The 12,092-nt window shown below is 74.6% G+C and carries 11 protein-coding genes; 8 read left to right on the top strand and 3 right to left on the bottom strand.

Annotation, left to right across the window (positions count from 1 at the left end):
* Positions 1–46 precede the first annotated feature (46 nt).
* The 4 genes from dut (at position 47) to GA0070610_RS19610 (ending at position 2,541) form a co-directional block, all read left to right on the top strand.
* Positions 47–625, top strand: a complete 579-nt coding sequence (gene dut, locus GA0070610_RS19625; RefSeq protein WP_231925745.1) for a dUTP diphosphatase — start codon at positions 47–49, stop codon at positions 623–625.
* A gap of 25 nt (positions 626–650) precedes the next feature.
* Entirely contained in the window at positions 651–1,319 is a 669-nt protein-coding gene (locus GA0070610_RS19620) for a DUF3710 domain-containing protein (protein ID WP_089001388.1), read from the top strand.
* A 126-nt stretch (positions 1,320–1,445) separates the two neighbouring features.
* Positions 1,446–1,826: an OB-fold nucleic acid binding domain-containing protein gene (locus GA0070610_RS19615; RefSeq protein ID WP_089001387.1), complete on the top strand. Its 381-nt coding sequence runs from the start codon at positions 1,446–1,448 to the stop codon at positions 1,824–1,826.
* A 31-nt stretch (positions 1,827–1,857) separates the two neighbouring features.
* The gene (locus GA0070610_RS19610; RefSeq protein WP_089001386.1) at positions 1,858–2,541 is read left to right on the top strand and encodes a DUF3159 domain-containing protein; all 684 of its coding nucleotides are present in this window, start codon (positions 1,858–1,860) and stop codon (positions 2,539–2,541) included.
* Positions 2,542–2,550: 9 nt separating this feature from the next.
* On the opposite strand, the gene GA0070610_RS19605 is transcribed toward GA0070610_RS19610, so the two are convergent.
* Both GA0070610_RS19605 and GA0070610_RS19600 read right to left on the bottom strand, forming a co-directional pair.
* Positions 2,551–3,240: a potassium channel family protein gene (locus tag GA0070610_RS19605; RefSeq protein ID WP_089001385.1), complete on the bottom strand. Its 690-nt coding sequence runs from the start codon at positions 3,238–3,240 to the stop codon at positions 2,551–2,553.
* A 2-nt stretch (positions 3,241–3,242) separates the two neighbouring features.
* Positions 3,243–3,908, bottom strand: a complete 666-nt coding sequence (locus tag GA0070610_RS19600) for a potassium channel family protein (protein ID WP_089001384.1) — start codon at positions 3,906–3,908, stop codon at positions 3,243–3,245.
* A 162-nt stretch (positions 3,909–4,070) separates the two neighbouring features.
* Here GA0070610_RS19600 and GA0070610_RS19595 point away from each other — a divergent pair, with 162 nt between their 5' ends.
* The 4 genes from GA0070610_RS19595 (at position 4,071) to dxs (ending at position 10,645) form a co-directional block, all read left to right on the top strand.
* On the top strand, positions 4,071–6,146 hold the full coding sequence (locus GA0070610_RS19595) for an APC family permease (protein ID WP_089001383.1): 2,076 nt from the start codon (positions 4,071–4,073) through the stop codon (positions 6,144–6,146).
* Entirely contained in the window at positions 6,143–7,396 is a 1,254-nt protein-coding gene (locus GA0070610_RS19590; RefSeq protein ID WP_089001382.1) for a class I SAM-dependent RNA methyltransferase, read from the top strand. The genes GA0070610_RS19595 and GA0070610_RS19590 overlap by 4 nt, the downstream gene beginning before the upstream one ends.
* 9 nt (positions 7,397–7,405) lie before the next feature.
* The gene (locus tag GA0070610_RS19585; protein WP_089001381.1) at positions 7,406–8,575 is read left to right on the top strand and encodes an anhydro-N-acetylmuramic acid kinase; all 1,170 of its coding nucleotides are present in this window, start codon (positions 7,406–7,408) and stop codon (positions 8,573–8,575) included.
* Positions 8,576–8,692: 117 nt separating this feature from the next.
* Positions 8,693–10,645, top strand: coding sequence for a 1-deoxy-D-xylulose-5-phosphate synthase (gene dxs / locus GA0070610_RS19580; protein WP_089001380.1), 1,953 nt, complete (start codon positions 8,693–8,695; stop codon positions 10,643–10,645).
* Positions 10,646–10,714: 69 nt separating this feature from the next.
* Here dxs and GA0070610_RS19575 read toward each other — a convergent pair whose 3' ends face one another.
* Entirely contained in the window at positions 10,715–11,908 is a 1,194-nt protein-coding gene (locus GA0070610_RS19575) for a hypothetical protein (protein WP_089001379.1), read from the bottom strand.
* Positions 11,909–12,092 lie beyond the last annotated feature (184 nt).

The following is a 12,092-nucleotide window of genomic DNA, read 5'->3' as shown; positions in this document are numbered from 1 at the left end:
CAGGATGGCAGGGACACCCCAACAGGACGGACGGAAGAGGGGAACCGTGACCGACGTCGTACCCGTGCCCGTACGGCAGCTCGACCCCGAGCTGCCGCTGCCGGCGTACGCCCATCCCGGTGACGCCGGGGCAGACCTGGTGGCGGCGGCGGACGTCGAGCTGCCACCCGGCGGCCGGGCCCTGGTCCCGACCGGCGTGGCGATCGCGTTGCCGGAGGGGTACGTGGGCCTCGTCCACCCCCGTTCGGGGCTCGCGACCAGACTCGGCGTGACGGTGCTCAACGCGCCCGGTACGGTCGACGCCGGCTACCGGGGTGAGATCCTGGTCAACCTGATCAACCATGATCGGGAGACACCGGCGAAGATCTCCCGTGGCGACCGCATCGCGCAGCTCGTCGTGCAGCGGGTGGCGCGGGCGGACTTCCGGCCGGCGACCGAGCTGCCGGAGTCCCGGCGCGGCAGCGGCGGGCACGGCTCCACGGGCGGCCACGCCGGCCTGGCGTCGTCCCCCACGGGTGGCGGGCAGGGCACGACCCCGGACGCACGGCGGGCGCCGGACGTGCCGGACGCGCGACGGGAAGAGCGGGACCGGGCAGGCGGCCGGACGGAAGAGGTGGCAGGGTGAGCACGAACAGCGGAGGGTTGGCGCAGTGATCTTCTCCCGGAAGCGGGACAGTGCCGCACGGCACGCCCGCGACGAGCGGACGACCGAGGTCCTCGACTCCCACGAGGAGTCGGCCCCGGCCCGCGGCCCGTACGACCTCTCGGAGGCGCCCGAGGGGGTGCAGCGGCTCGACCTGGGCAGCCTGCACATCCCGGCGGTGCGTGACGTCGAGGTGCGGGTGCAGGCCGACCCGGAGGGCGTGATCCAGCAGGTCGTGCTCGTGCACGGCTCGAACGCGCTCCAGCTCGGCGTCTTCGCCGCGCCGCGCTCCGAGGGCATCTGGGACGAGGTGCGTGAGGAGATCCGCCAGTCACTGTTCAACGACGGCGCCGCCGCCCAGGAGGTCCAGGGCGAGTACGGCACCGAGCTGCGCGCCCGGGTGCGTACCCCGGACGGGCTGACCGACCTGCGGTTCGTCGGCATCGACGGGCCGCGCTGGATGGTCCGCGGCGTCTACCAGGGCGACGCGGCCACCGATCCGGGCGCCGCCGGCCCGCTCGCGGAGTGCCTCGACGGCCTCGTGGTCGACCGGGGCCAGGAGGCCAAGCCGGTGCGCGAGCCGCTGCCGCTGCGGCTGCCCCGCGACGTCACCGACCAGGCGGGTGAGCAGGCGGCGGCCGACGGCAACCCCGCGCCCGCGCCCCGCGAGGCCTGACCGTCCGGCACGACGCGCCGGGACCGGCCCCGTCGGCGTACGCTGGCGGGACGGTTCCGGCGTCGCCGGAGCCCGCCCGGGTGCCGGCGACGTGTCGGCCAGCGTGGAGAGGGTGACGCGGAGGTCATGTCGACCGACGAGGGCCGGGGTTCGCTGCGCCGGATGCTGCGACGGCTCACCGCGAGCGAGGCGGAGATCGAGGCGCAGGAGCTGCGCCGGGAGAGCGCCGAGCACGGCGGTGTCCCGGCCGGGCAGTGCACGCGGGGCCAGGTGGTCTCCGTGGCCGGCCGGCTGCGCACGGTGGTCTACACCCCGCGGACCAACCTGCCCACGCTGGAGGCGGACCTCTACGACGGCAGCGACGTGGTCACCCTGGTCTGGCTGGGCCGGCGGCACATCGCCGGGATCGAGCCCGGCCGGCACCTGACCGCGCGCGGGCGGGTGGCCGTGCGCGACGACCGTAAGGTGATCTACAACCCGTACTACGAGCTGGAACCGCCGAAGTGACCCGGTGGCCGCGGCGGACGGAAGGCGTGCGATGACGACGGGACAGCACCGGGCGGCACAGCCGGAGAGCGACCCGCAGGGCGAGGAGCCGCTGCCCACCCTCGCCGAGCAGATGGCCGACCAGCTCGGCGGCTGGCGGGGGCTGGTCGAGTCCAGCATCCCGGTGGTCGTCTTCGTGCTGGCCAACATCATCGGCGAGCTGCGGCCCGCCGTGATCGCGTCGGTGGCGGTGGCGCTCGTGATCGCCGGTCTGCGGCTGGCGCAGCGCCGGCCGGTGCGGCACGCGGTCAACGGGCTCTTCGGCATCGCCGTCGGCGCCGCGATCGCCTGGCGTACCGGCGACGAGCGGGACTTCTACCTCCCCGGCATCCTCTACGGCATCGGCTACGGGCTGGCCCTGCTCGTCTCGGCGGCGGTCCGTCAGCCGCTCGTGGGGTGGATCTGGTCGGTGCTGGTGGCCAAGGGCCGCTCGGAGTGGCGCGACGACCCGCGCCTCGTCCGGACCTTCACGGGGCTCACCGTGCTCTGGGGCGTGGTGTGGCTGGCGAAGGTGGGCGTGCAGGCCGGGCTCTACCTCGCCCACCAGGACACGGCCCTCGGCGTGGCGCGGCTGGTGCTGGGCTACCCGCCGTACGTGCTGCTGCTGCTGATCACGGTCTGGACGGTCCGGCGGGTGACCCGGGAGTCGGAGCCGGAGGCGCTGCCCGGCGGCTGAGCCGCCGCCTCAGCGCTGCCCACGGGTGCGCTCGACGCTGTCCGCCCCGAGCATCACCGTGCGGACGGCGTCCTCGACCTCCGCCGTGCACACGAAGATCAGCTCGTCGCCGGCCTCCAGCGAATCGTCCGGGGTGGGCACCAGCACCCGCCTGCCGCGCAGGATCGCCACCAGCGCCGAGTCGCGGGGCAGCGGGACCGCGCGCAGCGGCTCCCCGACGTACGGGGCGGCCGGTGGCAGGGTGATCTCCACCAGGTTCGCCTCGCCCTGCCGGAAGGTCATCAGCCGGACCAGGTCGCCGACGGTGACCGCCTCCTCGACCAGGGCCGCCATCACCCGCGGCTTGCTCACCGCGACGTCGACGCCCCACTGCTCGGTGAAGAGCCACTCGTTCTCGGCCCGGTTGACCCGGGCCACCACCCGGGGCACCGCGAACTCGGTCTTGGCCAGCAGCGAGACCACCAGGTTGACCTTGTCGTCCCCGGTGGCCGCGACCACCACGTCGCAGCCGGCGATGTCGGCCTCCTCCAGGCTGGCCAGCTCGCACGCGTCGGCCAGCACCCAGTCGGCGGCCGGCACCCGGTCGGGCCGCAGCATCCGGGGCTGGCGCTCGATGAGCATCACCTGGTGGCCGTTGTCGATCAGTTCCTGGGCGATCGAGCGGCCCACGTTGCCCGCACCGGCGATGGCGATGCGCATGCTCACAGCCCTCCTTCCGGCGGCGCCGCCGCCACCGACGTGACCGTCGCCGCGATGTCGTCGGTGACCAGCATGAAGACCTGGTCGCCCTCCTGGACGACGCTGGACGGGGTGGGCAGCGTGCCGATGCCGAAGCGGATCAGGTACGCCACCCGGGCCCCGGTCGCCCCCTCGAGGGCGCGTACCGGCCGGCTGACCCAGTCCTTGTGCACGGGCACCTCGACGATCGACACCGTGCTCGTCGGGTCGCGGAAGATCTCCACGTTGCCCTCCGGCACCAGGTGCCGCAGCATCCGGTCGGCGGTCCACCGGACGGTGGCCACGGTGGGGATGCCGAGGCGCTCGTAGACCTGCGCGCGGCGCTGGTCGTAGATCCGCGCCGCCACCCGGGACACGCCGAACGTCTCCCGGGCGAGCCGGGCCGAGATGATGTTGGAGTTGTCACCGCTGGAGACGGCCGCGAAGGCGTCCGCCCGCTCGATGCCGGCCTGCCGGAGCACCTCCCCGTCGAAGCCGGCACCGGTGACGGTGATCCCCGCGAAGTCGGGGCCGAGGCGGCGGAAGGCGTCGGCGTCCTGGTCGATGACCGCGACCGAGTGCCCCCGGGACTCCAGGCTGTAGGCGAGGGTCGAGCCGACGCGGCCACAACCCATGATCACGACATGCACCGCGTCCCTCCTCAAGGTGCGCAACGCCCGGCCGGTGAACGTGCCGTCTGCGAGCCTGCCACGTTCCCGGCGCGGGCGCGGACCGACGGTACTCCGCCCGCCCGCGCGGTCGCGATCGACCACCCCGCGACGCCCACCAGCGTGGTCGTACGCTTGGCGGTTGTGGCCAGACCCACCTCGCTGCTGAAGCGGCTGCTGCTCGGTCGACCGTTCCGGTCCGACCGGCTCAAGCACACGCTTCTGCCCAAGCGCATCGCGCTTCCCGTGTTCGCCTCCGACGCGCTCTCCAGCGTCGCGTACGCGCCCGACGAGATCCTGCTGACGCTCTCCATCGCCGGCGCCTCGGCGTACTTCTTCTCGCCGTGGATCGCCCTGGCCGTCGTGGTGGTGATGCTCACCGTCGTCGCCAGCTATCGGCAGAACGTGCACGCCTACCCCTCCGGCGGCGGCGACTACGAGGTGGCCACGGTCAACCTCGGCCCCCGGGCGGGCGTCGCGGTGGCCAGCGCGCTGCTGGTCGACTACGTGCTCACGGTCGCCGTCTCGGTCTCCTCCGGGGTGGCGAACCTGGGCTCGGTGGTGCCGTTCGTGGCCACCCACAAGGTGCTGATCGCCGTCACCGCGGTGGTGCTGCTCACCGCGGTCAACCTGCGCGGCCTGCGGGAGTCCGGCACGGCCTTCGCCATCCCCACCTACGGCTTCATCATCGTGATCGTCGGGATGCTGCTCACCGGCCTGGTGCGGGTCTTCGTGCTCGGCCACGACCTGCGCGCGCCCAGCGCCGGCCTGGAGATCCAGGCCGAGCACAGCGTCACCGGCTTCGCCCTGGTCTTCCTGCTGCTGCGCACCTTCTCCTCCGGCTGCGCGGCGCTGACGGGCGTGGAGGCGATCTCCAACGGGGTGCCGGCGTTCAAGGCCCCGAAGAGCCGCAACGCGGCCACCACGCTGCTGCTGCTCGGCACCATCTCGGTGGCCATGCTGGTCGGCATCATCTGGCTGTCCCGGCTCACCGGCCTGCAGTTCGTGGAGGACCCGAAGCTCCAGATCATCTCCGGCCCCGACGGGTACGTGCAGAAGACCGTCACCACCCAGCTCGGCGAGACGGTCTTCGGCTCCGGCTCGGTGCTGCTCTTCGTGGTCGCCGGCGTCACCGCGCTGATCCTCTTCCTGGCCGCGAACACCGCGTTCAACGGCTTCCCGGTGCTCGGCTCGATCCTCGCCCAGGACCGCTACCTGCCCCGGCAACTGCACACCCGCGGCGACCGGCTGGCCTTCTCCAACGGCATCGTCTTCCTGGCCGTCGCCGCGATCGTGTTGATCGTCGGCTTCCAGGCCGAGGTGACCCGGCTCATCCAGCTCTACATCGTCGGCGTGTTCGTCTCGTTCACGCTCTCCCAGGCCGGCATGATCCGGCACTGGAACCGGCATCTGAAGACCGCGCGGGACCCGCAGGCGCGGCGGCGGATGCTCCGCTCCCGGGCGATCAACACCTTCGGCATGGCGATGACCGGCGCGGTGCTGGTCATCGTGCTCGTCACCAAGTTCCTGCTCGGCGCGTGGATCGCCATCGCCGCGATGGCGATGATTTACGCGCTGATGCTGGCCATCCGCCGGCACTACGACCGGGTCGCCGCGGAGCTGACCCCGCCGGACGAGGGCCGCGCCGTGCTGCCGGCCCGCAACCACGCCGTCGTGCTGGTCAGCAAGCTGCACAAGCCGACCCTGCGGGCCGTCGCGTACGCCCGGGCCACCCGGCCCGACACGCTGACCGCGGTGACCGTGAACGTCGACGACAAGGACACCCGGGACCTGCAGGCGGACTGGGAGCGGCGGGACCTGCCCGTGCCGCTGACCGTCGTCGACTCCCCGTACCGGGAGATCACCCGTCCCATCCTGAACTACGTGGCCGGGCTGCGCCGGGAGTCGCCGCGCGACGTGGTCACGGTCTTCATCCCGGAGTACGTGGTGGGGCGCTGGTGGGAGAACCTGCTGCACAACCAGAGCGCGCTGCGCCTGAAGGGTCGGCTGCTCTTCGAACCGGGGGTGATGGTGACCAGCGTGCCGTGGCAGCTCGCCTCGACCGCCGGCAAGGATCTGGACCGGCTGGACGCCACCCTGACCCGGGGCCCGGCGCGCGGTCCCCGGGTCGCGCCGCGCGGCACCCTGCCGCCGAGCGTCCCGCCCGTCGTGTCCGCGCCGCCCGGCGAGGGCGGCCCGAGTGGTGGGGGTGAGCGGTGAGTCCGCAGGAGGACGGCCGGGGGCTGGAGGAGGCCGAGCGGGTCGAGGTGACCGTCGGGGCGGTCGCGCCGGGCGGGCACTGCGTCGCGCGGGTGCACGGGCAGGTCGTCTTCGTCCGGCACGCGCTGCCCGGCGAGCGGGTGGTCGCCGAGGTGACCGAGGTGCACAAGGGGTTCGTCCGGGCCGACGCGGTGAGCGTGCTCGAGGCCTCCCCGGACCGGGTCGAGCAGCCCTGCCCGTACGCGAAGCCGGGTCGCTGCGGCGGGTGCGACCTTCAGCACGTCGCCCCGGCCGCGCAGCTCGACTGGAAGGTCGCGGTGGTGCGCGAGCAGCTCACCCGCCTCGGTGGGCTCACCGACGCCGAGCTGGACGCCCTCGGCGTGCGGGTCGAGGCGCTGCCCGGCGGGCCGCTCGGCTGGCGCTCCCGGGTCCGTTACGCCGTCGACGGGGCGGGCCGGGCCGGCCTGCTCAAGCACCGCTCGCACGAGGTGGTCCCGATCGACCGCTGCCTGATCGCCCACCCGGCGATCCGGGAGCTGCCCGTGCTGGCCCCGACCGGGGCGCGCTGGCCGGACGCGGACACCGTCGAGACGGTCGCCTCCACCGGCGGGGACGTGGCGGTGACCGCCGTCGCCGACGGGGTGCCCCACCCGGTGAGCGGCCCGGAACGCGTGCGCGAGGTGGCGGCGGGCCGGGAGTGGACGCTGCCGGTGTCGTCGTTCTGGCAGGTCCACCCGGCCGCCGCCGACACCCTCGTCGACGCCGTGCTGGAGCTGGTCGACCCGCGTCCGGGGGAGCGGGCCTGGGACCTCTACGGCGGGGCGGGGCTCTTCGCCGCCGCGCTCGCCGGTCGGGTGGGCGAGACGGGCCGCGTCACCCTGGTCGAGTCGGCGGCGCAGGGCGTCGCCGCCGCCCGCGAGAACCTGCGCGACCTGGCCGGGGTGGAGGTCGTACCGGCCCGGGTGGAGACCGCGCTGGCCCGCCGCCGGATCACCGGGCCGGTCGACGTGGTGGTGCTCGACCCGCCGCGCTCCGGTGCGGGCGCCCGGGTGGTGCGCGACGTGGTGGCCGCCGGGCCGCGCGCGGTCGCGTACGTGGCCTGCGACCCGGCCGCCTTCGCCCGCGACGTGCGCACCTTCGCGCAGCAGGGCTGGCGGCTGGCCGCGCTGCGCGGCTTCGACCTGTTCCCGATGACCCAGCACGTCGAGCTGGTCGGCCTGCTCCTGCCGCCCGACGGAGCCGCCCGCTAGCCTGGCGCGATGAAGATCGTCGGGCTGATGTCGGGGACCTCCTACGACGGGGTGGACGTGGCCGCCGCCGAGTTCACCCTCGACGGCGACACGCTGCTGCTGCGCCCGCTGGGCCAGCGCGGCCTGGACTACGACGACGGGCTGCGCGCCGGCATCGGAGCGCTGCTGCCGCCCGGGAGCACCACGATCGAGGCGGTCTGTCGGCTGGACAACCGCCTCGGCGAGGTCTTCGCCGAGGCGGCGGCGCTCGGCGTCGAGCTGGCCGGCGGCGCGGTCGACGCGGTGGTCTCGCCCGGGCAGACGGTCTTCCACTGGGTCGACGGCGGGCGCGCCCGGGGCACCCTGCAACTGGGCGCGGTGGCCCGGGTGGCCGCCCGCGTCGGCGTACCCGTGCTCAGCGACCTGCGCTCGGCGGACGTCGCCGCCGGCGGGCAGGGCGCGCCCCTGGTCCCGGCGTTCGACGCGCTGCTGCTCGACCCGGCCGACGGCGCGGCCCCGCGCGCCGCGCTCAACCTGGGCGGCATCGCCAACCTCACGGTCCTCGCGCCGGGCGCGCCGGTGCTCGGGTACGACGTCGGGCCCGCCAACGCGCTGCTCGACGCGGCGGCCCGGCGGTTCCTCGACCGCCCCTGCGACCTCGACGGCGCCCGCGCGGCGGCCGGTCGGGTGCACCCCGGCCTGCTGGAGCTGCTGCTCGCCGAGCCGTATTACGCGGCGCCGCCGCCCAAGTCGACCGGCAAGGAGCTGTTCCACGCCGACTACCTGGACGCCCGGCTGGCCGCCCTCGGCGAGGCGGTGCCGGCCGACGACGTGCTCGCCACCCTGACCGAGCTGACCGCCCGGGTGGTGGCCGCCGAGTGCGACCGGCACGGCGTGACGGAGGTGGTCGCGGCCGGCGGCGGCGTGCGCAACCCGACGCTGACCGACCGGCTGGCCGCCCTCGGGGCGGGGCGCTGGCGGCTGCGTACCACCGACGAGCTGGGGGTGCCCGCGCAGGCCAAGGAGGCGTACGCGTTCGCGCTGCTGGGCTGGCTCTCCTGGCACGGGCTGCCCGGCGCGCTGCCCTCGGTGACCGGCGCCGCCCGGGCCAGCGTGCTGGGCTCCTGGACCCCCTCCGGCCCGGCGTACCGGGGCGTCCCGTCCGTGGCGGCGCCCCGGCGGCTGCGGATCGTGGCCTGACCGCCCCGGGTGCCCGCGATCCATCCGACACCTGACCTGGCGCTCAGCGCCCCCGGCGGGTGGGCGGGCGTCCGGGCCAGGCTGCGGAGTACCGGACGGCCGATAGACTCTTGCGTCATGAGCGTTGAAGAGGGCACGGTCCACCACACCGGGCTGCTGGCCACCGTCCGGGGTCCGCAGGACGTCAAGCGGATGTCCGCCGAGGAGTTGGACGTCCTCGCCGCCGAGATCCGGGACTTCCTGATCGCCAAGGTCTCGCGCACCGGCGGGCACGTCGGTCCCAACCTGGGCGTGGTGGAGCTCACCCTGGCCATGCACCGGGTCTTCGACTCCCCGCGCGACCGGCTCCTGTTCGACACCGGCCACCAGGCGTACGTGCACAAGATCCTCACCGGCCGGCAGGCCGGCTTCGACCGGCTGCGCCAGCGCGGCGGCCTCTCCGGCTACCCGAGCCAGGCCGAGAGCGAGCACGACCTCATCGAGAACTCGCACGCCTCCACCGCCCTGTCCTACGCCGACGGCCTGGCCAAGGCGTACGCCCTGCGGGGCGAGCAGCGCAGCGTGGTCGCCGTGGTGGGCGACGGCGCGCTCACCGGCGGCATGTGCTGGGAGGCGCTCAACAACATCGCCACCGCCCGCAACCCGCTGGTGATCGTGGTCAACGACAACGGCCGGTCCTACGCGCCGACCATCGGCGGCCTCGCCGACCACCTCTCCTCGCTGCGGCTCAACCCCGGCTACGAGAAGGTCCTCGACACCGTCAAGGAGGCGCTCGGCTCGACGCCGCTGGTCGGCAGGCCGATGTACGAGGTGCTGCACGCGGTCAAGCGGGGCATCAAGGACGCGGTCGCCCCACAGGCCATGTTCGAGGACCTCGGCATCAAGTACGTCGGCCCGGTCGACGGGCACGACGTGGCCGCGGTCGAGTCGGCGCTGCGGGCGGCGAAGAACTTCGGCGGCCCGGTGATCGTGCACGCCGTCACCCGCAAGGGCTACGGCTACCGCCCGGCCGAGGAGGACGAGGCCGACTGCCTGCACGGCCCGGGCAGCGCCTTCGACATCGAGACCGGCAAGCTGGTCGCCGCCCCGTCGGTGAAGTGGACCCACGTCTTCGCCGACGAGCTGGTCGCGATCGCCGACGAGCGGCCCGACGTGGTGGGCATCACCGCCGCGATGGCCGAGCCGACCGGCATCGCCAAGCTGGCCCGCAAGCACCCCGACCGGGTCTACGACGTGGGCATCGCCGAGCAGCACGCGGCCACCTCGGCCGCCGGCCTGGCGCTCGGCGGGCTGCACCCCGTGGTGGCGGTCTACGCGACGTTCCTCAACCGCGCCTTCGACCAGGTCCTGCTGGACGTGGCCATGCACCGGCTGCCGGTGACGTTCGTACTGGACCGGGCGGGCATCACCGGCCCGGACGGGCCCAGCCACTACGGCATGTGGGACATGTCCGTCTTCGGGGTCGTGCCGGGCCTGCGGATCGCCGCGCCCCGCGACGCCGCCACCCTGCGCGAGGAGCTGCGCGAGGCGGTGGCCGTCGACGACGGCCCGACCATCGTCCGCTTCCCGACCGGCACCGTCGCCGCCGACCTGCCGGCCGTGCGCCGCGTCGGCACGGTCGACGTGCTGGCCGAGTCGGCGCGCAAGGACGTGCTGCTGGTCGCGGTCGGCTCGTTCGGGCACCTCGGCATGGAGGTCGCCACCCGGGTCGCCGGGCAGGGCTTCGGGGTCACCGTGGTCGACCCCCGCTGGGTCCGCCCGGTCCCGGCCGAGCTGGTCGAGCTGGCCGCCGGGCACCGGCTCGTGGTCACCGTCGAGGACGGCGTCCGCGTCGGTGGCGTCGGCGACGCCCTCGCCCAGGCGATGCGGGACGCCGACGTCCGGGTGCCGCTGAAGGACCTGGGCGTACCGGCCGACTGGCACCCGCACGGCACCCGCGCCCAGATCCTCGCCGACCTCGGCCTGACCGCGCAGGACGTGGCCCGCGACGTCACCGGCTGGATCTCCCGGCTGGACGTCGAGCCGGTCGAGCCGGTGATCACCGCCGACGACGCGACCGCGCAGAACTGAGCTGCCGACCGCCGACGGCGGGTGCCCCGGGCGACCGGGACGCCCGCCGTCGGCGTTTCGCGTGCCGGTTCAGCGGCTGCCGAGCGAGCGGTAGTGCGTCTTCTCCGCCTCGGCGAGGCTGAACGTCTCCGAGCGGGTCGGCATCGGCACCACGACCAGCCCCGGCCGGTCCACCAGCCGCAGCGTGTCCGGCGGCGTCGCCAGCGAGCTGTCGGCGGTCGGCCGCCAGCTCAGCACGGCCAGCGGCTGACCCGGCACCGGCAGCTTGTACGTCTGCAACGGGTGGGACCGGTCGGCGGGGGAGACCACCGGGGCGCCCCCGTCGGCGGGCCGGTAGACCACGGCGCTCATCGTGCCGTCGGCCGTCTCCCAGGTCAGCTGCTCCAGCTCCGCCGGCTCGCCGCCGCCGAGGGCGACCTCGCCCAGGGTGCGTACGGTCAGCTTGGTCATCGGCCACGACGACGGCACCGAGCGCGGCGCGTCCCGGTCGCCGATGCGCCGGGGGAGGCTGCCGAACGGGCCCTCCTCGCCGGCGAGCACGCAGGTGTCCAGGCCGGTGAGGGCCCGCTTGCCGGAGCCGCTCTCGTCGCGTACGAGCGGGTAGCGCGGGTCGGTGGTGCCGGTGCCGAGGTCCAGCAGCCGGTCGGCGGCCCGGCCCCGGGGCAGCGCCCGGGTGGCCTTGAGCGTGGCGGTCACCGGCACCGCCCGGCAGGCCGGCACGTTCACCGGCTCGGTGAGGCCGTCGGTGTCCCGCAGGGCGCGCCCGTCCGGCCCGAGCAGCCGCTGCACCCGGCCCGACGTGAGGTAGCGCCGCCCGTCGGAGGTGTGCACGGGCAGCACGTCGGAGTAGACGAGGTAGCCGGGGTCCGTGTACTCGGCGGCGCGGGTGACCGCGTACCGGCCGCCCTCGGCGGTGACCTGGAGCAGCCAGGAGGCGCTCTCGCCGGGCACGTCGGCGGCCACCAGCGCCAGCGGCGCGCCGTCGACCTCGCCGGACCAGAGGATTCCGGACGTGGGCAGGTGCACCCGGTCGTCGGCCGGTGAACGCCAGTCGCGTACCGCCCCGGTCACGGCCGACCGGACGGTGTCGTCGCCCGCGAGCGTGCCGCGTGGCGGCCAGACCGTGAGGTCGCCGTCCAGGCTGTCGTAGCCGGCCCGCAGGTCGCCCGGCTGCCGGTCGGCCACCGGACCGCAGGCCGTCGCGGTGAGCAGCAGGGTCAGCAGTGCGGTGGCCGTGATGCCGCGCCGGCGGACTGGAGCCACCTGTACGCCCCCTCGATCGCCTCAGCCGTCGTTCAACGGAAAGCGCCATAGTACGAGATGTCGGATCACCGGGACGCGCCACCTCGCCGGCCGTCCGCGCGCAGGTCGGGGCCCCTGCCCGACACGAACCACAGAGGACAGTGCCGTGGTTTCAGGGTGAATGTCCCGCTCGGGTAGACTCCGC

The sequence above is a fragment of the Micromonospora echinofusca genome (assembly GCF_900091445.1).
Lineage (GTDB): Bacteria > Actinomycetota > Actinomycetes > Mycobacteriales > Micromonosporaceae > Micromonospora > Micromonospora echinofusca.
This window is presented reverse-complemented; position numbering and strand designations above follow the sequence as displayed.